Consider the following 19,959-nt stretch of genomic DNA (forward strand, 5'->3'; position numbering starts at 1 on the left):
CAAGCGTTATTCCCATGAAATTCCCCGCGGTGCTCAACAGACACGGCTGATGGACAGGGCGGCATCCTTGGAGACGAGTTCGGCGGCCGCGACATAGCGTTCTGCGAATTCCCTGGCGAAGTTTTCGTCGAGCCGCCCCTCGTTGTAGAAGAGCAGAACGTGGAATCCCTCTTCGTGGGGCACCAGGACCAGTTCGAGTTCAAATCTGCTGCCCACTCCGTCGGGCACCAGAACCTCCAGGTCGAGACCGCCCGCGGTGGTGCTGTAGACCGGCTCCGCCAGCATCTGGAAGACGATGTCGTCGGCCCGCCCGCCGGCGCTCTGCGCCTCGCGCAGCGGCAGCAGCTGGTAGGGGACTCCCTGGTTCAGGAACCCGCCGACCACGGTCTCGTGCGTGGCGCGCACCGCGTCGAGGACGCCCGCGCGTGGATCGATCCTGGTGCGCAGCACCACCATGTTGGCGAGGAATCCGACGGTCCTGCGAACCTCCGGTCGCGTCCGGTTCGCGTACAGGGAGGCGACGGCGAGATCGGTGCGGCCCGTGGTGCGGTGCAGCACGGCGTAGTACAGAGTGAGGAGCGCGGTGAAGAGCGTACTCCCGCCGCCGCGCGCGACCTCGCGCAGTCCGGCGACGGTCGCCGCGTCGAGCCCGCTGCGCACCAGCGCGGTACGCCGCTCGGTGGGCGCGTCGCGGGTCGGCAGCGGTGGCAGCGTGAGGCCGGCCAGCCGGTCGCGCCAGTACGTCTGCTGACCGCGCAGGTCGCCGCCGTCCAGGGCTCGGCGCTGCCAGTCGGCGAACTCCCCGAACTGCCAGCCCGGTTCGGCCGGTTCGGCGACGGCTCCGGACGCCTTCTCCAGTACGGCGCACAGGTCCTGGAAGACGATGCCGCAGGACCAGGAGTCGGTGACCAGGTGGTGCATGTTGAGGCAGAGGACATGGTCGGACGGGGCGACCCGCCACAGTGTGGTGCGGATCGTGCCGCGCGAGGCGTCGATGCGGGTGGCGAGTTCGGTCGCGACGGCGGCGTTCAGCGCGCCTTCAGGGTCCGGATCCCCGGACAGGTCGTACACCTGAATGTCGATGGGCTCCGATCCCCGCACGACTTGCCGCAATCCCCGGCCGCCGCCCGTGAATACCGAGCGGAGCGATTCATGACGGTCGATCACGGTATCCAGTGCACCGTGCAGAACGGCGATGTCCAACGGCCCGCGAATACGGCACATCATCGGGCAGTTCAGCGCGCCGTCGTGTCCTCGATATCGGTCGAGGAACCACAGCAGCCGCTGCCCCACGGAAGGCTCGATCTCTCGCTCTTCTATGCTGCCCACGGCGCTCAAGCTACCGGCGGGCCGCGCACACCCCGCCGACGCTGAAAGATACTTGGCGGCATTGAAAGAATTACGGCCCGGACCGTTAGCCGTTGCTAGCCTCGCCCGCATGCAGCACCTCGATCTGCGGGCTTCGGTGCACACCCGGCTGTCGTGGGACTACACGCCTCGCGTGCCACGGCTGGGGTCCCTCAGCCGGCGGGGACGCGACGGACAGTGGGACGCCGAGGCCGACATCGACTGGTCGGCTCCCGTGCCGTTCGGCGCGCCGCTCGCGGACGGCACCGACTTCGCGCGCGCCTCGTTCGAGGCCTCGCCGATGGCCGGGCGCGGTCGCCCCATGTGGGACACCTTCCGCTGGGAGTTGCAGGCCTGGCTGGTCAGCCAGTTCCTGCACGGCGAACAGGCCGCCCTCGTGGTGGCCGCCCGGCTGGTGGAGTCCTTGCCGACCGTCGAGGCCAAACTGTGCGCCGCGAGCCAGGCGACCGACGAGGCCCGGCACGTGGAGGTCTTCGCACGCTATCTGCGGGAGAACGTCCCCGATCCGTATCCCGTCAACGCGGACCTTCGGGAGCTGCTGGAGGACGTGCTGGGCGACTCCCGCTGGGATGTGACGGCCCTGGGCATGCAGATCATGGTGGAGGCGCTGGCGATGGCGGCCTTCCGGCTGGCCGGCACCACCTTCCACGACGCTCTGATCCGCCGGATCACCACGCTGGTGGCCCGCGACGAGGCCCGGCACGTCTCGTTCGGCGTGGTCTCTCTGGAGGAGGTCTACCGGGAGCTGTCGAGCACCGAACTGGCCGACCGCGAGGAACTCGTCCTGGACGCGGCCTCGTTGATGCGCCGGCGTTTCCTGCTCTCCGACGTCTGGGAGCGGCTGGACGTCGACAGGGACGCGGGTGTGGCGTATGCCGCCGCGGATCCGGCGATGGTGCTGTACCGCCAGACGGTGTTCGCCCGCGTCGTGTCCGCGCTGGTGCGCATCGGACTGATGACGGACCGGGTACGGCAGGGGCTCGGGGACCTCGACCTGCTGAGCTACGGCGTGGTGCCCCGCCGGCTGAGCCGGCGCGACGACCGACTGCGGAGGGCGTGAGGCCGATGACCACGGGAGCGACGGGTGCGATGGGAGCGACGGGCGCGACGGGTGCGACGGGTGCGACGGGTGCGATGGACACGGCGGGTTCGGCGCAGGCACTCTCGGTACGGCTGTTCCTGGCGGGTCTCGGCGCGGCGGAGTTGATGACCGCGTATCTCGGCATCCGCCTCGGCCTGTACGACGAGCTCGCCAAGGCGCCCGCGACGGTCGGCGAGTTCGCACTGCGGGCCGGCATCGACGGACGATACGCCCGCGAATGGCTGGAACAGCAAGCGGCGGCAGGCATTTTGATGACCGATCAGACGGAGGAGAACCCGGAGCGACGGGTCTTCACCCTGCCCTCGGGACATGCCGAGGCCCTCACCGACCTGGACAGCCCCTTTTCCATCGCCCCGCTCGTGCTCCTGCCGATCGGCGGGATGGCATCGGTGCTTCCCCGGGTCGCCGACGCGTTCCGCACCGGGCAGGGCATTGCGTACGCCGAGTACGGCGCCGAACTCCGCGGCGGACAGGCCGGTTTGAACAAGCCGGTCTTCCGACACCAGCTTGCGGGCTGGATCGCGGCGACACTGCCGGACGTGCATGCCGCGCTCGGCGGCGCGGGCGGCAGGATCGCCGATGTCGCCTGCGGATCGGGCTGGTCGTCGATCGCGCTGGCCCAGGCGTATCCGCGGGCCCGGGTGCACGGCCTCGACCTGGACGAGCGGTCGGTGGCGGACGCGCGGCACAACGCGGAGGGGGCCGGGGTCGCGGACCGGGTGGAGTTCGAGGTGCGGGACGCGGCCGATCCGGACCTGGCGGGCCGCTACGACCTGGTGTGCGTCTTCGACGCGCTGCACGACATGGCCCGCCCGGTGGACGTGCTCCGGGCCTGCCGATCACTGCTGGCCCCGGACGGCACCGTACTGCTGATGGAGCCCAATGTCGGCGAGCGCTTCACCGCGCCGGCCCCGGAGACCGAGCGCTTCCAGTACGCGGTGAGCCTGCTGCACTGCCTCCCCGTCGGCATGGCCGAGGAGGGCTCGGCGGCCACGGGCACGGTCATGCGGCCCTCGACGGTGCGGGCGTACGCCGCCGAGGCGGGGTTCCGGCAGGTCAAGGTACTGCCGGTGCGGCACACGTTCCACCGCCTGTACCGGCTGCGCTGACGCCTGCGGCCTGCCGCCCGTCCGGTTGCCCGCCCCGAAGCACCCGGCCCACCCTCTCTGCCCGTGCGCCGAGCACCCGGCCCACCGTCTCTGCGCGGTGCGTCGACCACCCGGCCCCCGTCTCTGCGCGTGCGCCGACCACCCGGCCCCCGTCTCTGCGCGTGCGCCGAGCACCCGGCCCACCCTCTCTGCCCGTACGCCGAGCACCCGGCCGCTCGGCCGGGGGCTCGGACAATCGGGCTCTCGGAAACCGAGACTCTCAGCGTGCGGTCGGGGCCTGCGCCTTGACCCCGAGGTATTCCGCGAGCAGCGTGTTCACCTCGGTCGGCTTCTCCAGCAGCGCCGCGTGACCGCTGTTCTTGATCTCCCGGTACTCGGCCCCGGGGATCAACTTGGCCAGTTCGCGGGCCATCGGATAGGGCGCCATGATGTCGTGCTCCATCCCCACGACCAGGCACGGGACGCTGATCCCGGCGATCCGCGCGGGATCGGGGTCGTACGCCGCGGAAGCCTCCGCGTGCCCCAGGGCGCCGTGGGCCCCGGCCGCCGCGAGCCCGCGCAGGCCTTCGAGGTAGGGCTCGATGAAGGCGTTCCGGTTCAGCGCCCGCGGGCCGAACAGATACATCGCCCGGTAGATGCCCTCCATCACGGGCGGCATCACCACACCCGCCCGCAGCCGCTCCAGGGCGTCCTCACGGATCGCCCGGTGCAGCGCGCTCGGCTTCCACGGCACACCCACCAGGACGGCGCGAGTGAGCAATTCCGGGCGCTCGACGGCGAGTTCCAGAATGATCGTGGCGCCCAGGGAGTAACCGACGATGGCGCAGGGACCCACCCCCAGCTGCTCGATCAGCGCGGCGACGTCCTCGGCCAGGCCCTCCATCGTGTACGGCGGCGCCGTCTCCTCCGACGGCGGTACGCCCCGGTGGTCGAAGGTGATGACCCGGTAGCCGCGCTTGGTCAGATAGGGGACCTGCATCTGGTTGAAGAGGTTGGCCTGGTGCTGTCCGGGGACCAGAATCACCGGGCTGCCTTCAGGGTCCCCGAAGATGTCGTAGCTCAGGGTCACGCCCGTCTTCAATGCGATGTCCACGCTGCCGTCCTTCTTCGGGTGACGATGGGGCTTTCGCGCGATGCGGGGGGCTGCCGCCCCGGCATTTCACGCTAACCGCGGTCTACGGATGCGCTGTTGGAGCTGACAGGTCACGGACGGAATCACCGGCGACCACGGCCTCGAAGGCGGCCCGGTCAGGACCGGGAGTGCGTACCTCGGGCAGCGGATGCTCACGCAGGAACGCGAGGATGCGCCGCGCCACGGTGCGGTCGGCCATCAGCCCCTGGGGCGTCATCAGCATGTTGTAGAGGCGCAGGGCCGCGGTCCTGATCTCCGGGTCGTCCTCCCGGAGCACGGCCATCGCCCGTACGAAACGGTTGGGCAGGTCGTCCGCGGGCGGTGCGTGCTCGCCGCGCAGACCGGCCTTGAGCTGGGCGAACCGGGCCCGGTCGGTGGCCAGTTGGATCTCGAACCACACCCCGAGCCGGCTGTCGGTCCACTCCTCGAACCCTGCCGTGTACGCCGCCGGGTCGGCGGCCGCCTCCTCAGCGGTGCGGGCGAGATGCTGGGCGTGGGTCAGGGCGAGTGAGACACCGCGGCCGAAGGTGGGGTTGGTCTGCAGGGCCGCGTCGCCCACCAGGACCAGTCCGGCGGCCACGGGCCGGCTCAGGTCGTCGCGCAGGGAGCGGCGCCTGTTCTCGATGTGCCCCATGGGGCTCGGATCGTCGAGTGGAGTGCCGCGGTCGGTCCACTCGGCCGTGCGCGGCACCGACGCCAGGAAGCGGCCGTACGCGTCGGGGTCCCGCAGCCGGTGCTTGAGCGGGTCGTCCACCGCCAGGGTCGTGGAGAGCTGGAAGGTGTCGTTGTCCCCGGGGAAGACCAGGGCGGTCCCGTAGTCCAGCTCGGCGACGATCGGCACGGTCGTCGACGGGAAGGCGTGGCCCGGACGGAGCTTGTAGTGCCGGGTCAGGTAGAAGAATCCGCACGGCTGGGCGGTCTCCTGAGGCGCGGGCAGTCCGGCCGCGGCCAGCCAGTGGGCGACCCGCGAGCGGCGGCCACTGGCGTCGACGACCAGGTCGGCGGTGTGCTCGGTGCCGTCCGCGGTCCGCGCACCGATCACCCGGCGGACCCCGTCGGCCTCCTTGCCCGTCACAAGGTCCGTCACCCGGGCGCCGGTGGAGACCGTGACGCTTCCCTCCGCCTGAGCGGCCCGGCGCACCACACCCTCGTAGACGAGTCGGCGGCTGAGTACGGTGGCGTCCTCGGAGCCCGGCTCCAACGGGGTGACCAGGGCGCCGCGTGCGGTGAAGGCGGTCAGGACGTCGGGGGCCTCCTCGCGCAGGACGCGCGTGGACAGGGCGAGGAACGCGTGCCCCTGCCGGGCGTGCGGCACCTCTTTGCGGGACCAGGCCCGTACCTCCTCATCGGGCGTGGCACCGGACGGTGGCGGGCTCCCGCTGTCCAGCACGGTGACCTCGTGGCCACGGCGCGCGCAGAAGAGCGCCACGGCCGAGCCGGCGAGTCCGGCCCCGATCACCAGGACGCGTGCCACGGCCGGTCACCGTGCCGCCGCGGTGACCGTGGAGGACCAGTCGACGCGGTAGCCGTAGACGGATTCGGCGTTCTTGAGGCTGAGCCTGAGGAAGAAGGGCAGCATCAGATCGCGCAGCGCCCGGCCGATGGGGCCCGCGGGAGTCATGTGGCCGCCGGTGCGGCGCGCCTGGCGGATCAGCCCCTCGACCCGCGCCCGGCGTATGCGCTCGAACGCCGCGAGGGCCGACCGGGGTTGAGGCAGGTCACGCAGACACTTGGCGAGTACGACGGCATCCTCCAGGCCGAGGGCCGCGCCCTGGCCCATGTGCGGGGAGATGGCGTGCGCCGCGTCACCGATCAGGCAGACGTTGTCGCGGTGCCAGGTGGGGACGGACGGCAGGTCGTACAGCGGCCAGCGGCCGATCGGCCCGTCGGTCGCCTTGAGGATCTCGCCGACGACCGGGTGGTCGCCCGCGTGGCGTTGCAGCAGTTGGTCGCGCCACTGTGCGTCGGTGATCGACTCGGCCCAGCCGCGTGCGGGTTCCCGGGTCTGCGTGTGGTTCTCGAACCAGTAGACCTCGCCGTCCGGCAGCACCTGGTAGCCGAAGAAGCCGCGCAGCCCGAACATCATCCGCAGTACGCCGTCCGGGCGCCCGAGTGCGGTGGTCTGTGCGAAGCCGCCGGAGCCGATGCCCTGGGTGAAGCTCGGGCGGGGAGCCTCGGGGAACACCGCGGCGCGAGTGGCGGAGTTGATGCCGTCGGCGCCGATGAGCAGCCTGCCCTCGGCGGTGGAGCCGTCGGTGAAGCGGACGGTCACCCCGTCCGGTGCTGCGGTGTTCACACCGGTCAGTCGCTTGCCGAACTCCACGGGTATTCCGGCCTGTTGGGCGGCCTTCCGCAGCCCCTTGTGGAGCAGGCCGCGTTTGATCACGGTGGTGCGCTCCGGATTGCTGCCGATGGTCCTGTTGCAGTGGTTGGCGAAGACCAGCCGGGTGGTCGCGGCACCGTGCCGCAGCACCTCGTCGGCGATGCCGAGGGTCTCCAGGACGGCCCTGCCGTTGGGGCCGAGGTTGAGGAAGGAACCGGCGTGGTCGCCGGGTTCGGGGCGGGACTCGTACAGCACGGGTTCGAAGCCGCACTGGCGGAGGAACATCGCGAGCACCGGGCCCGTGATGCCGCATCCGGCGATGAGCACGCGCCGTCCGCCGGGCATGCTTGTGGGGGGTGTTTCACGCATGACGCAGTTCCTCATTTCTCCACTGTTGCCACGGGGGCTCCACAAGGGAGTCACGGGATGCTCCACAAGGGAGTTGACGGGCGGGGCGAGGCGGACTCAGCCGGCCACGAAGCTCCGGAACTTGCGCACCATGACGACCGCGCACAGCACGCTCAGGCCCACGGTCCAGGCGAGGGTGGACAGTACGGGGACCAGCAGCGAACCGCCGTGCGAGAGGCCGACCAGCGCTTCGACGGCCGTGGACACCGGGTTGGCCGCCACCACGGGTTGCACCGCGTCCGGGAACGCGTCCAGCGGCATATAGCCGGAGGACATCATGGTCAGTGCGAGCGTGGGCATCTGTACCCAGCGCATGATGACCGGCGGATACGGCGCGGACAGGGCCGCGACCACCGCGATCGACGTGCACATCAGGCCGAACAGCGCCACGAGGACGAAGAATCCGATGGCGGCGCCGACGCCCTGCTCGAAGCGGAAGCCGGGAAGGTAGGCGATCAGCGAGACGAGCACGGCGATGCCCATGATCCGGACAAGGTCACCGAGCATCCGGCCGAACAGGATGGACAGGGCGTTGATCGGCATGGCACGCAGCCGGTTGAAGACCCCGCTGCGGATGTCGACCCAGAAGGCGATCGCGCTGGATCCGATCGCCGAGAAGGCGGTGATGAGGATGATCAGGGGCGCGAGCCGGACCACATAGCTCTCGCCCAGGGTGTCGCGGACCAGGATGCGGAAGGTGGCCAGCAGCATGAACAGCTGCAGCAGCGGAAAGCCGAACGTGGCCAGCAGCATCATCGGGCTGCGGACGAAGTGCTTGAGGACCCGGCCGCCGATCAGGGTGGACTCCGCCCACAGACCGGTCGTACCGCTCGTCCGGGTCGCACCATTCGGCTGGGTCGTTGCGGCCGTCACTGGGTCACCTTCCGGAATGCGCGAGCGGTGGTCCATCCGAAGAGCAGGGTCAGCCCCAGACACCACAGCACGGCCGGTACGACATCGCCGGCCGAGGGGGTGCCGGTGGACAGCGCCCGCAAGGCGTCCACCACGGCGGACACCGGCGAGGCACGCACGATGGGCTGCAGCCAGCCGGGGAACAGCGAGGCCGGGACGAAGCCGGTGGAGACCACCAGCAGCGGCAGATACGGCAGGTAGAGTGCGGCCGCCAGCGCCTCCTGGCTGCGCAGGGTCAGACCGAGGGTGGCCGTCGCCGCGGCCAGCGCCACCGTGAAGGCCATCGCCACGAGCAGGAACCCGACGGCCGCCGCCGGTCCGGCGTCGAACCGGAAGCCGGCGAGGTGGGCCACCAGACTGATCACGATCGTCGACGTCAGCGCTTCGGCGGCCACGACCAGCAGCCGGGCCGTGCCCAGGGCGGAGCTGCCGATGGGCATGGTGCGCAGCCGGTTGAACAGCCCGCTGCCGCGGTCCGCCGCCAGTGACATGGCGGACGCGATCGCTACGAACATCAGGGCCTGGACGACCAGCGTCGGAGTGACGAAGCGGCCGTAGTCGATGCCCTTGGCGTCCAGCATCCGGCTGAAGGTCGCGTAGAAGATGCCGAAGAACATCAGCGGCTGGACGACGGTGCCGACGAGCGCGCCCCTGCTGAAGGAGCGCCGGAAGTCGCGCTCGGCGAGCACCTGTACGTCGTGCGCGAGACCGGGTCCGGCGGGCGGGGCGGCGTGGGAGACCGTCGTCATGAACGGGCCTCCGGGACCGGCGCGGCCGTACCGTCCGGGGCCTGGCGGTTCTCGGTGAGCGCGAAGAAGACATCGTTCAGGGTGGGCGGGTGCACAGCGACGTCGTCGGCGTGGACGCCGTCGGCGCCCAGGTCGCGGATGATGCCGGCGAGGTCCTCGGTGCCGCGTACCGGCACCACGACCGCGTCGTCGCGGACGTTCACGCCTGCGAAGCCGGCGAGCAGGGCGGCGGCGCGGGTCCGGGTGGCCGCATCCCCGATCGTGACCTCGCAGACGGAGCCGCCGGTCTGCTTCTTGAGCTCGCGCGGTGTGCCCTCGGCGATGACCCGTCCCTCGTCGATGACGACGATCCGCCCGGCGAGCGCGTCGGCCTCGTCCAGGTACTGGGTGGTGAGCAGGATCGCCATGCCGTCGGCCGCGAGCCTGCGGACCGCGTCCCACAGGGTCTCGCGGCTGCGCGGGTCGAGTCCGGTGGTGGGCTCGTCGAGCACCAGGACCGGGCGCGGTACCACCAGGCTGGCGGCGAGGTCGAGTTTGCGCCGCATGCCGCCGGAGTACTGTCCCGCGGGTCGGTCGGCGCTCTCCGTGAGCCCGAACCGGTCGAGGAGTTCAGCGGCCCGGGCGCGGGCGCCGGACTTGGACAGACCGAGCAGCCGGGCGAAGAACACGAGGTTCTCGCGGCCGCTGAGGGCTTCGTCGACGGCGGCGAACTGCCCGGTCACCGCGATGGCGGCGCGCACCCCGCGCGGATCGGTGACGATGTCATGGCCTGCCACGGTGGCGCTGCCGCCGTCGGGAACGAGCAGAGTGGTCAGGCAGTTGATCAGGGTGGTCTTTCCGGCTCCATTGGGCCCGAGCAGTCCGACAACGGAGCCTGGGGCGACGCAGAACGAGACGTCGTCGACCGCTGTCTTGGGTCCGAAGCATTTGCGGAGCCGATCGATCTCGATCACCGCGTCGGCCACAGGAGGCCCCTCTCTTCGGTGGGGACGTTCGCTCTCGGAAAGAGAGCGCGGAGCACTCCGACGGTAGCCAGGCGCGCATGTCCGCACCCGTCTCCTGTCAGAGATCTTTCAGTGCGACACCAGCTGGTTCTGCTCACGCAACTGGCCCACCACATAGGCGACCACGTCGTCCGAGGTGGCGATCCCCCGGCCCGTGTCCTCGTCGATGGGCGGCAGATCGAAGTCGTCCTCGATCGCGAAGGCGAGTTCCAGGAGAGCGAGCGAGTGAAAGCCCAGGTCGTTCACCAAATGGGCGGCCCCTTCGGCGGGGAAGCCCTCGGGATCCGGCGCGAGTTGGCGGACGAGCGACAGTATGGTCTCCCGGACCGCGCTTTCGGTGTGGGCCATGTCTCTCCTAGGACTGAGGGTAGGGGGCCGTACTGTCGACGAAGGTGCGCCAGATCATCCGCCTGCGCGGCTTGCCGCTCGGGGTACGGGGCAGTGCGCCGCGCGGCACTCTGCGCACGACGGCTTCGGCACCGGGAGCGGCGTGGCGCAACAGCCTCAGTACGTCGGCGTCCCGGGGTTCACCCGGGGCGTGCGTTCCGTCTTCGATGACGGCGGCTGCGACGGGGCCCGCCGCGTCCTCGCCGAGCACCACGGCCGCCCGTGGAGGCAGGCCGCCGGCACCTCTGAGGCTCTGCTCCACGTCCTCGGCGAAGATCCGCAGCCCGCGCAGTTTCAGGCTGTCGCCGATCCGGCCGTGCACGAAGAGCTGCCCGTCCGCGACGAACCCGGCGTCACCGGTGCGCAGTTCGCCGTTCTCGGTACGGGTGCCGCCGGCACCGTCACCGAGGTGGCCGACCGCGAGATAGGGACTGCGTACGGCGATCTCGCCCACCCCGCGGTCCGGGAGTTCGTCGCCGTGGTCGTCGACGATCCGGACCGTGATGCCGGGCAGCGGAGTACCGCATCCGACGACCGACTTCTCCTCGGCCCAGCCCTGCCCGTGCCGCAGCCCGGTGACCGCCAGCGCGGCCTCCGCGAGCCCGTACGCGGGCAGCAGCGCGCGGCGGCTCAGTCCGCGTGGGCCGAGCAGCGCGTGGAACCCCCGCAGCGTGCCGGGCGGGATGCGCTCCGCTCCCACGACCAGCGATCGCCAGCCGGAGAAGTCCAGCCCGGACAACTCCTCGGGCCGGACCTTGCGCAGCATGTGGTCGAGCCCGAAGGCGGGCGTGGCACTGATCGAGGCACCGCGCCTGCCGAAGCACTCCAGATACTCCAACGGCCGTCGCACGAACGTCTCGGGCCGCATCAACCAGAGCTCGTCCTGCCCGAGTACCGCTCCGAGCAGACATCCGACCAGCCCCATGTCGTGGTGAACGGGGAGCCAACTGGCCCAGACGGACCCGGGCGCCGCGTCGAGCCAGCCGCGGATCGCCGCGACATGGGCGGCGAGGGCGGCACTGTCGAGATACACCCCTCGGGCACGCCCACTCGAACCCGAAGTGAACTGCACGAGGCCTCGTACGGCGGCCGGGTGGGGTGAGCCAGTGATCTCCGGGCTGCCCGGAGCCGTTGTGTACCCGCCACCCCGGCCCGTCGGGGCGGGGTGGGCTGAGGCAGTCTCCGGGCTGCCCGGAGCCGTTGCCTGCCCGCCGCCCCGGCCCGTCGGCGCCAGCAATGCCGCGCCCCGCACCAGCGCCGCATCCCGCGGCAGCGGGCCGGACGGCGGTGCGTCGGCGACGACCGCGCGGGGCCGGGCCGCGGTCAGCAGGCCGGTCATCCGGTCGTCGTAGCCGGGTGTGGCGGGCGCGCCGGCGATCGGGGGTGCCAAGGGTGCCGGGGTGGCGCCGGCCAGGACGGTGCCGAAGAAGGCGGCGAGGAAGGCGGGGCCCGAGGGCAGGACGAGGGCGACGATGTCGTCCTGGCCGACCCCCGCCGTGGTCAAGGTCCGGGCGGCACCGTGACTGAGCCGCGCCAGCTCGGCATAGGAGTACCGCTCCCAACCGCCCTCCGGCAAACGGAAGTTGACTCCGGTGTCTTCGCTCGGGGCGTCGAGCCAGCTCACCAACGAAGGGGCGCTCACGGTCCGTTCACCTCCAGCCGCCGTGGTCATCGGGGAGCCTAGGCGCCGGGCGGGCGGGGTCGGATGATGCTGTTGAGTGTCTTTCACCCGCCCCTCACGTCCCTGCGGCCCGGTGGATCCTGATGGCCCCGCCGCGCGGGCACCCGGCGCGGAACGCGACGCCCACAGCGGGCACCGACCGCGCACTGGGGACCGCACCGCACCGAGAGGGAGGCGATCCATGCTGGAAGGCTGTGTTCCGTGGCCCGCCGAGTTCGCCGAGCGCTACCGGAGGGAGGGCTACTGGCAGGGCCGTACCCTGCACGACCTGTTGCGGGCCGCCGAGCGGGAGCACGGCGGCCGGACCGCGGTGGTCTCCGGCGCGCGGCGCCTGACCTTCACCCAACTCCTCACCCAGGCCGAGGAGTTGGCGGCGGGACTGTACAACGCGGGGATACGCGCGCAGGACCGGGTGGTCGTGCAGCTGCCGAATCAGGACACCTTCGTCGTCCTGTGCTTCGCGCTGTTCCGGCTCGGCGCCGTACCCGTGATGGCGCTGCCGGGGCACCGCCGCAACGAGATCGTCCATCTGTGCCGACACGCGGACGCCGCAGCCTATGTGGTGCCGGACCGCTTCCAGGGTTACGACTACCGCGCGCTGGCCCGCGAGGTCCGCGCCGAGGTGCCCGGGCTGCGTCACGTCCTGATCGCCGGTGACGCGGGCGAGTTCACACCGCTGGCCGCGCTGCGGGCTGCGCCGATGGAACTGCCGCCGGTGGACCCCGGTGAGGTGGCGCTGCTGCTGCTGTCCGGCGGGACCACGGGGCTGCCCAAGCTGATCCCCCGTACGCACGACGACTACGCGTACAACGCGCTGGCCTGCGCCCGGGCCCTGGACGTCGACCGGCACAGCGCCTATCTCGCGGCCACCCCCGTGGCCCACAACGCGGCGCTCGGCTGCCCCGGCGTGCTGGGCACGCTCTTCGTCGGCGGCAAGGCCGTGCTCGCCGCGAACCCGAGCCCCGAGGAGGCCCTGCCGCTGGTGCTGCGCGAGGGGGTCACGCTCACCACGCTGGTGCCGCCGCTGGTCATGATGTGGCTGGCGGATCCCGAGGTCGCCAAGGCGGATCTGTCCGGACTGCTGCTGCAGGTCGGCAGCTCCAAGTTCCAGCCGGAGGTGGCCCGTCAGGTGCGTGCCGCGCTCGGCTGCCGGCTCACCCAGTGGTACGGCATCGGCGAGGGGCTGCTCACCCATACCCGGCTGGACGACCCGGACGACGTGGTCCTCACGACGGAGGGCCGCCCGCTGAGCGGGGCCGACGAGATCCGCGTGGTGGACGACGCCGGAAGGGACGTGTCGCCGGGTGTGGTGGGCGAGTTGCTGGCCCGGGGCCCGTACACGATCCGGGGGTACTACCGGGCCGCCGAACAGAACGCGAAGGCCTTCACCCCGGACGGGTTCTTCCGCACCGGTGATCTGGTCCGACTGACACCCGAGGGGAACCTGGTGGTGTCCGGACGGGTCAAGGACATCATTCACCGAGGCGGGGACAAAGTGTCCGCCGAGGAGGTCGAGAACCATCTGCTGGCCCATCCGGCGGTGCGGGACGTGGCGGTGGTCGGCCTGGCCGACGACTCGCTCGGGGAGCGGGTCTGCGCGTACGTGATCGCCGAGTCGGCCCCGGACGCGGCACCCGGGGAGCGGCTGCGGCTCAGCCGCCTGAAGGCGTTCCTCAAGGAGCGCGGTCTGGCCGCCTACAAGCTCCCTGACCAGCTGGAACTCGTCGACTCCTTTCCCAAGACCCCGGTGGGCAAGGTCGACAAGAAGGTGCTGCGCGCGCGTGGCGGGGCCTGATGGAGCACGACCGCGGGCCGCACTGCCCACCTCGGCATGCGGGGCACTGCTGCGGCATGTACTCCCGTCCTGGGCGTGCGGTGCGGACCGCGCCGGGGACCTCGTCCCGTCGGCGGAGCTGTTCCCCGAGGAGGAGGCGCAGTGCGCGCAGGCCGGCCCGCGCCGGCGGGCCGAGTTCACCGCCGGCCGCTGGTGTGCCCACCGGGCGCTCGCCGCGCTGGGCGCGGGGCGGGTGGCCGTGCCGCGCAGCGCGCGGGGCATGCCGGTCTGGCCCGACGGTGTCGTCGGCAGCATCACGCACTGCGAGGGTTACCGGGCGGCCGCCGTGTGCCGCAGCCAGGACGCCCGGGCGCTGGGGATCGACGCGGAGCCGGCGGCGCCGCTCTCGGAACGGGTGCGCGCCGGTCTGTTCGGGACCCGATCCAGGAACGTATCCGGGGACATGTCCGGGACCCGGTCCAGGGACGTATCCGCAGACGAGTCCGGGGCCGAAGAGGACGCGTTCGCCACCGACTTGGCGCGACGACTGCCGGGCCTTCCCGTCGACCGGCTGCTCTTCAGCGCCAAGGAGGCGGCCTACAAGGCGTGGTCGTCGTACGCCGACCGGCCACCGCCGTTGCGTGCGGTGCGCGTGGTGTCCGCGCCGGCGGACAGGGCAGCGGTGGCTCACGCCCTGCCGGCTCTGCCGGCTCTGTCGGGGAGCTTCACCGTCCGCGTACCGCGCGGGTTCGCCCTGCGCCACGGCGATCACCTGTACGGCAGTTGGCACGCCGACGCGGGGCTGCTGATCTCGTCCGCGCTGATCGTCCACGGGGCCGCCGAGCGGCTTCAGGGCGGGTCGGCGTGGGTTTCGAGCACATAGCCGCGACCCCAGACGGTGCGGATGGACAGCCCGAGTGGCTGAATTCGGTCCCTGATCCGCATCATGTGCAGATCGAGGGCGTTCCGTGTCCTCGACCCGTTGACCTGGCCGAGGCGGAAGCGCAGCGCCTCGCGGGGGACGACCTCGCGATAGCGCGGGACGAGCAGTTCAAGGAGTTCCGCCTGCGTCGGCGAGACGGTGACGGAGCGCGAGCAGAAGCGCAGGACGCCGCTCTCGTCGAGATACGGCAGCCGATTCATGTGGTAGCGACGGCTGAGGGCGTCAACCCGGGCCTGGAGATCGTGCGGAGGTATCGGCGCCCGCACCCAGTCCTCGCACACGTCCTCGCAGATGGGTGCTTCCGCACCGGCTTCGACGACCAGGATTCTCGGTTGGCCCGTCGATCGACATCGATCACGCAATTCCCGCTGTGCCGGCCACCGCAGGAGCCGGACTTCTTCACGTGACAACTACGCGCTCCCTCCACGCGCCTGAAGTTCTACGCCGTGCCGGCCCCCGTACTCCTGCCACCGGATGCCGCGCATGTCCCCATCGGCGAGCTTCGAGCACATATCAGATTGGCATGCACAACTTTTTCGCCGCAACCGATCGGCGCGGGGCTTTCGGTGAACTCTTGCAGCAAGCGTCCGACGTGCACACATGCGTCGGACGATCACTTCACCGGAGCACTGATCACGGGGTACTGGTTGATTTTCGAATGAAATCGAACCGGTCTGCAGCACTCCCGCTTCGTGGTACCCACGCTCTCGTTGAAGTCTTGACTTCGCGCTCACGCGACAACGCGTGCACAGCCATCACTCCCCCGTAAACAGCAGACGATTAACCTCGCCCTTTTTCGAATTCCTGGACCGGACCGCCCTGGCCGGCGGTGCGCGGTTCGCGCCTCTCAGTCCCCCGGAAATCCGCAGCTCCAATGTACGGTTCCGAGCGCGCGATCACGGTCAAATCTGTCAGCTATGTTTCGGCCAGGTTCAGCGCAGTGACACGGGCACACTGCGGTAGGAGCGAAACGTTACGCTTGGCCTGCGCACGACATCTCCGGCCGCCTCCAGGGCGGGCGCGTTGCGCAGCAGCCAGCCGAGCGCCGCCTGCCCCTCGATCCTGGCCAGACCTGCCCCCAGGCAGTGGTGGGCGCCCCCGCCGAAGCTGAGGTGGGCGTTGGGGGTACGGCCGACATCGAGCCGCTCCGGATCGGGGAAACGCCGTTCGTCGTGATTGGCCGAACCCAGCAGCAGGACCAGCACCCGCCCGGGCCGCACGGTACGCCCCCCGACCTGCACCGGTTCCTTCACCAGGCGCGCGGTCGCCTGGATCGGCGCGTCGTAGCGCAGGAACTCGTCGACGGCCGTCGGCAGCAGCCCCGGATCATGGCGCAGCCGGGCCAGCTCCGCCGGGTGGCGCAGCAGGGCCGCGACGCTGGTGGCGATCAGATTGGTGGTGGTCTCGAAGCCGGCGAAGAAGAGGAAGATGACGTTGTCGACGATCTCCTCGCCGCTCAGCCGCGCCCCCGGTTCCTCGGCGACCTCGGCCGTGATCATCTGTGAGAGCAGATCGTCGCCGAGCGCGGCGCGCCGCTCCGCGAGCAGGCCTGCGATGTATGCGCGCAGCCAGGCCACGGCCTCATGCGCCGCCTCCCGGTCCTCCTTCGCCACATACAGGGCGAAGGCCTTGGCGAGGTCGATCGCCCGCGGCCGCACGAGGTCCCGGTCGACCGAGGGGATGCCCACCAGTTCGCATACGACGGTGACCGGAAGCGGAAAGGCGAGTCCGGTCACCGCGTCGAACGACCCGCGCTCGAGTGCGGGGGCGAGCAACTCGTCGACCTGCCGCTCGATGTAGTCGTGCATCCGCTGCACCAGACGCGGACTGAACGCCTTGGCCATGAGCCGGCGCAGCCGTGTGTGGTCAGGTGCGTCGCGATCGAGAATGATGCGCTGGAAGAAGGAGTTGGCGGGCCCGTCCCCAATGCTGAATTCATGGTATTCCGGGGGATATTCGTGGCTGAGCCGCCGGTCACGCAACAGTGGCGCGACATCGTCGTACCGGCTCACCACCCACTGCCCTGGGCCGCCCCGGCTCAGCCCCCCGGAGGAACGCAGTTCCTCATAGATCGGATACGGGTCGGAAAGCACCGCAGGATCCCTGGAATCAAATTTAAGAGGCAGCTCGGAATTCACGTCCACTCCCCCAGGAAAGGAAATTGGCCCTAGAAAACGCACCGTCCCGCAGCGTACCATTCCGGCAGCCAGCGCCCACAGCTGTCGGACTCGAAATGGAGCCTCACTTCAGCAGTGCGCTTATTTCCTGTCAGGGTCCTTTCAGAATTTCTCCGTACCCGCCCGCCGCAAGGCATCCTCACCCCTGTGACCGACGCCATGGACACACGACTGCCCCGATTCGTTCTGGACGATCCCGAATTCCTTCGCGACCCTTATCCGGTCTACCGGGAACTACGGGCACGGGGACCGCTGTGCCGGGGCGGTCCGGCCCAGTGGGTCGTGACCCGCCATGCGGAGGTGTCCGCTCTGCTGCGCGACCGGAGACTCGGCAGGGAATTTCCCGAGGAGTTCCAGAACATCTCGGTCGGTCCCGGTCCCGCGGTGGACTTTCTGCGGCGCATCGTCATCGACCGCGACCCGCAGGAGCACACCCGCCTGCGCCGCCTGCTCACCAGGGCACTCACTCCGGCGACCGTACGGTCTCTGGCCGCGCCGATGGCCGCGATGGTGGACGGCCTGCTGGACGAGGCTGTCGAGCGCGGAACCTTCGACGCGGTGACCGACCTCGCGCAACCGCTGCCCGTGCTGGTGATGAGCACCCTGCTGGGGATACCTCCGCAGGACCGCGCCGATGTCATGGAGCGGTCGATCGACGTCGCCAAGGCCTTCGCCGTCTTCATTCCGGAACAGGAGCGGGCAGCGGCGCACGACGCGGTCGTCTGGCTGCGCGCGTACTTCCGCACTCTGCTGCGCCGGCGACGAGCGGCGCCCGGGAACGACCTGCTCACCACCCTCGCCACGGTGCGGGACGGCGACTGGTCGCTGTCCGAGGAGGAGGCCGTCGACAACGCGCTCTTCCTCTACTACGCCGGCTTCGAGACGACGACGAACCTGATCGCGACCGGCTGCGCGGCCCTGCTGCACCATCCGGGCGAACAGCGCAGGCTGCGCGCCGACCGCTCGCTGCTGCCCACCGCGCTGGAGGAGTTCCTGCGCTGGGACGCCCCGATCCACACCACGACCCGGCTCACTCTGGAACCCGTCGAGGTCGGCGGCCGCACCCTGCGCAGGGGCCGGGTCGTGGTCCTGTTGCTGGCCTCGGCCAATCACGACGAGCGGCAGTTCGCCGACCCGGGCGGGCTCGACGTGGGCCGGCGGCCCAATGCCCACCTCAGCTTCGGCGGCGGTGTGCACCACTGTCTCGGCGCGATGCTGGCCCGGGTGGAGGCGACGGCCGTCTTCGATCGACTGCTGGACCGGTTCACCGCACTGGACCCGGCGGGTGAGGAGGACTGGCGGCCGAGCGGGGGAGGATTCCGCTTCCCCTACTGCGCCTATCGATCCCTCCCTGTGCAGATCCGCTGAAAAGCGCCGCGCGCAGCCGCCCGTTCGCGGGTGCGCGCGGCGCTCAATCCGCCTTCGGCCGAGTTCAGTCGGCCGGAAGGATGTTGTGGTTGACGCGGAAGAGGTTCTCGGGGTCGTACTTGGTCTTGAGTGCCCGGAGTCGCGGATAGTTCACTCCGTAGGCATCGCTCACTCGTTCGGGGCCGTCGTCCCCGAGATGATTCACATACACCCCGCCCGTGGTGTACGGAAGGATGCGCTCGTATACGTTCTGGGTCCAGTCGATGTTCTGCTGATCCTCGCTCTCGTCCTCCCATTGGCTGAGAACGCTGACCAGATATCCGTCGCGGTGCGGAAAAGCCGTTGCGTCCGGGGGAAGTTGGGCCATCACTCCGCCCATGAGACCGCCGCCGACGAGAGAAAGCGGAGAGGGATTGCTCGCGTAGCCGTCGCCCAGGATGTCGAGGGCTTCCGGATGGAGTTCGTCCATGTGGAAGGAGCGGGCATACAGCCGCCGCCCCGCCACGGTGTTGTCGTCCAGCATCCGCTGCACGGCGAGATAGGGCATGGCGCCGACGTGGTTCAGCAGCGGCTTCCTGCCCAGGCCCGCGAGCGGTGCCACCGCCTCCTCCGCGCCGGCCGACGGGTCGGCGTGCACATAGCCGAGACCGACCGCCGGTTCGCCGTCCACGGTGAGGAAGGCGAACGAGGTGGTGAGCGCGTCCGGCGCGCTCTCGTTGAACTCGCCCAGCCCGCGGGCCACGGCACCCGTCTCGGCGACGGGGAAGGCCAGCAGCCCGGCCAGGCAGTCGCCCTGTGGGTGGAGCTTGTACTCGAAGGAGGTGGCCACACCGAAGTTGCCGCCACCGCCACGGATCGCCCAGAACAGGTCGGGGTCGTCCTGCAGACTGGCCCTGCGGATCTCGCCGTCGGCGAGGACGATGTCGGCGCAGAGCAGATTGTCGACGAGCAGCCCGCGATAGCGGCCCAGCCACCCGAGGCCGCCGCCCAGCGTCATGCCGCCGATGCCGATGTACGACTCCTGGGAGCCGGTCACCGCCAGCCCGAAATGCATGGTCTCGGCGTCGAAGTCGCCCTGGAGGAGTCCGGGTTGGGCCTGCACCGTGCGCCGGCCCGGGTCGACCCTGATGCCGCGCAGCGCGGAGGTGTCGATGACCAGTCCGCCCTCGCAGCTGCCGGTGCCCGCGAAGCAGTGCCCGCCGCCGGTCACCGCGAGCAGCACCCCGTGCTCCTTCGCGAACCGCACGGCGGTCATGACGTCCGCGGCGCCCTGGACCCGGACGATCGCTCCGGGACGGCGTTCGAAGTAGGCGTTCCAGATGGCCTTCGCGGCCGGGTACTCCTGATCCTCCTCGGTGATGACGGGGCCACGCAGCCGCTGCCGCAGCTCAGTGACAGCACGCTCCGGCACGCTCTCGCCCTGGGATGTGGTCAACCGCATCGCGCCTCCCGTACGCCTGGGGGTCTCGGTTCCGGGACCATCCAACTCCCGCGCGGCGCCCCGTCGGCGTCCCCGGACAGA

At 70.6% G+C, this 19,959-nt stretch carries 17 protein-coding genes; 5 read left to right on the forward strand and 12 right to left on the reverse strand.

The features are described 5' to 3' along the window. Window positions 1–33: 33 nt before the first annotated feature. The gene (locus tag ACIBK0_RS26795; RefSeq protein WP_399085012.1) at window positions 34–1,329 is read right to left on the reverse strand and encodes a condensation domain-containing protein; all 1,296 of its coding nucleotides are present in this window, start codon (window positions 1,327–1,329) and stop codon (window positions 34–36) included. A 109-nt stretch (window positions 1,330–1,438) separates the two neighbouring features. On the opposite strand from ACIBK0_RS26795, the gene ACIBK0_RS26800 reads away from it, so the two are divergent. Together ACIBK0_RS26800 and ACIBK0_RS26805 are read left to right on the forward strand one after the other, a co-directional pair. After that, window positions 1,439–2,428: a ferritin-like domain-containing protein gene (locus ACIBK0_RS26800; protein WP_399085015.1), complete on the forward strand. Its 990-nt coding sequence runs from the start codon at window positions 1,439–1,441 to the stop codon at window positions 2,426–2,428. Window positions 2,429–2,433: 5 nt separating this feature from the next. Then, window positions 2,434–3,579, forward strand: a complete 1,146-nt coding sequence (locus ACIBK0_RS26805) for a class I SAM-dependent methyltransferase (protein WP_399085018.1) — start codon at window positions 2,434–2,436, stop codon at window positions 3,577–3,579. Between the two features lie 259 nt (window positions 3,580–3,838). On the opposite strand, the gene ACIBK0_RS26810 is transcribed toward ACIBK0_RS26805, so the two are convergent. From ACIBK0_RS26810 to ACIBK0_RS26845, 8 genes are all read right to left on the reverse strand, one after another. Then, window positions 3,839–4,672: an alpha/beta fold hydrolase gene (locus ACIBK0_RS26810; protein WP_399085021.1), complete on the reverse strand. Its 834-nt coding sequence runs from the start codon at window positions 4,670–4,672 to the stop codon at window positions 3,839–3,841. Between the two features lie 82 nt (window positions 4,673–4,754). Then, window positions 4,755–6,185, reverse strand: coding sequence for an NAD(P)/FAD-dependent oxidoreductase (locus ACIBK0_RS26815; RefSeq protein ID WP_399085025.1), 1,431 nt, complete (start codon window positions 6,183–6,185; stop codon window positions 4,755–4,757). Between the two features lie 6 nt (window positions 6,186–6,191). Continuing rightward, window positions 6,192–7,403 carry an FAD-dependent monooxygenase gene (locus ACIBK0_RS26820; protein ID WP_399085028.1) on the reverse strand — a complete coding sequence of 404 codons (1,212 nt, stop codon included), beginning with the start codon at window positions 7,401–7,403 and terminating at the stop codon, window positions 6,192–6,194. Between the two features lie 96 nt (window positions 7,404–7,499). Beyond that, the gene (locus ACIBK0_RS26825; protein ID WP_399085031.1) at window positions 7,500–8,315 is read right to left on the reverse strand and encodes an ABC transporter permease; all 816 of its coding nucleotides are present in this window, start codon (window positions 8,313–8,315) and stop codon (window positions 7,500–7,502) included. Further along, window positions 8,312–9,103: an ABC transporter permease gene (locus tag ACIBK0_RS26830; RefSeq protein WP_399085034.1), complete on the reverse strand. Its 792-nt coding sequence runs from the start codon at window positions 9,101–9,103 to the stop codon at window positions 8,312–8,314. Before ACIBK0_RS26830 ends, ACIBK0_RS26825 begins: the two co-directional genes overlap by 4 nt. Further along, window positions 9,100–10,068 (reverse strand): ATP-binding cassette domain-containing protein, encoded by a 969-nt coding sequence (locus tag ACIBK0_RS26835; RefSeq protein ID WP_399085037.1) that lies wholly within the window; start codon window positions 10,066–10,068, stop codon window positions 9,100–9,102. Before ACIBK0_RS26835 ends, ACIBK0_RS26830 begins: the two co-directional genes overlap by 4 nt. A 108-nt stretch (window positions 10,069–10,176) precedes the next feature. Continuing rightward, a complete protein-coding gene (locus ACIBK0_RS26840; protein WP_399085040.1) occupies window positions 10,177–10,455 on the reverse strand; it encodes an acyl carrier protein in 279 nt (92 codons plus the stop codon). A gap of 7 nt (window positions 10,456–10,462) precedes the next feature. Further along, window positions 10,463–12,136, reverse strand: coding sequence for an AMP-binding protein (locus ACIBK0_RS26845; RefSeq protein WP_399085043.1), 1,674 nt, complete (start codon window positions 12,134–12,136; stop codon window positions 10,463–10,465). Between the two features lie 220 nt (window positions 12,137–12,356). On the opposite strand from ACIBK0_RS26845, the gene ACIBK0_RS26850 reads away from it, so the two are divergent. After that, the gene (locus tag ACIBK0_RS26850; protein ID WP_399085046.1) at window positions 12,357–13,970 is read left to right on the forward strand and encodes a (2,3-dihydroxybenzoyl)adenylate synthase; all 1,614 of its coding nucleotides are present in this window, start codon (window positions 12,357–12,359) and stop codon (window positions 13,968–13,970) included. Beyond that, on the forward strand, window positions 13,957–14,832 hold the full coding sequence (locus tag ACIBK0_RS26855) for a 4'-phosphopantetheinyl transferase (RefSeq protein ID WP_399085050.1): 876 nt from the start codon (window positions 13,957–13,959) through the stop codon (window positions 14,830–14,832). Before ACIBK0_RS26850 ends, ACIBK0_RS26855 begins: the two co-directional genes overlap by 14 nt. Here ACIBK0_RS26855 and ACIBK0_RS26860 read toward each other — a convergent pair. Both ACIBK0_RS26860 and ACIBK0_RS26865 read right to left on the reverse strand, forming a co-directional pair. After that, on the reverse strand, window positions 14,799–15,302 hold the full coding sequence (locus ACIBK0_RS26860; protein ID WP_399085053.1) for a winged helix-turn-helix domain-containing protein: 504 nt from the start codon (window positions 15,300–15,302) through the stop codon (window positions 14,799–14,801). The genes ACIBK0_RS26855 and ACIBK0_RS26860 overlap by 34 nt on opposite strands. A 522-nt stretch (window positions 15,303–15,824) precedes the next feature. Continuing rightward, a complete protein-coding gene (locus ACIBK0_RS26865; protein WP_399085056.1) occupies window positions 15,825–17,030 on the reverse strand; it encodes a cytochrome P450 in 1,206 nt (401 codons plus the stop codon). Between the two features lie 186 nt (window positions 17,031–17,216). Here ACIBK0_RS26865 and ACIBK0_RS26870 point away from each other — a divergent pair, with 186 nt between their 5' ends. Continuing rightward, window positions 17,217–18,437, forward strand: a complete 1,221-nt coding sequence (locus tag ACIBK0_RS26870) for a cytochrome P450 (RefSeq protein WP_399085059.1) — start codon at window positions 17,217–17,219, stop codon at window positions 18,435–18,437. Between the two features lie 64 nt (window positions 18,438–18,501). Here the strand turns inward: ACIBK0_RS26870 and ACIBK0_RS26875 are convergent, their stop codons facing one another. Next, window positions 18,502–19,878 carry an FAD-binding oxidoreductase gene (locus ACIBK0_RS26875; protein WP_399085062.1) on the reverse strand — a complete coding sequence of 459 codons (1,377 nt, stop codon included), beginning with the start codon at window positions 19,876–19,878 and terminating at the stop codon, window positions 18,502–18,504. Window positions 19,879–19,959: the final 81 nt, after the last annotated feature.

The organism is Streptomyces sp. NPDC050564 (assembly GCF_044457265.1).
Taxonomy (GTDB): Bacteria; Actinomycetota; Actinomycetes; order Streptomycetales; family Streptomycetaceae; genus Streptomyces.

Excerpts from the sequence above, each read along its gene's own strand:
- ACIBK0_RS26820 (WP_399085028.1), bottom strand. The coding sequence starts at position 7,403 with ATGCGTGAAACACCCCCCACAAGCATGCCCGGCGGACGGCGCGTGCTC.
- ACIBK0_RS26830 (WP_399085034.1), bottom strand. The coding sequence starts at position 9,103 with ATGACGACGGTCTCCCACGCCGCCCCGCCCGCCGGACCCGGTCTCGCG.
- ACIBK0_RS26875 (WP_399085062.1), bottom strand. The coding sequence starts at position 19,878 with ATGCGGTTGACCACATCCCAGGGCGAGAGCGTGCCGGAGCGTGCTGTC.
- ACIBK0_RS26850 (WP_399085046.1), top strand. The coding sequence starts at position 12,357 with ATGCTGGAAGGCTGTGTTCCGTGGCCCGCCGAGTTCGCCGAGCGCTAC.
- ACIBK0_RS26805 (WP_399085018.1), top strand. The coding sequence starts at position 2,434 with ATGACCACGGGAGCGACGGGTGCGATGGGAGCGACGGGCGCGACGGGT.
- ACIBK0_RS26800 (WP_399085015.1), top strand. The coding sequence starts at position 1,439 with ATGCAGCACCTCGATCTGCGGGCTTCGGTGCACACCCGGCTGTCGTGG.
- ACIBK0_RS26840 (WP_399085040.1), bottom strand. The coding sequence starts at position 10,455 with ATGGCCCACACCGAAAGCGCGGTCCGGGAGACCATACTGTCGCTCGTC.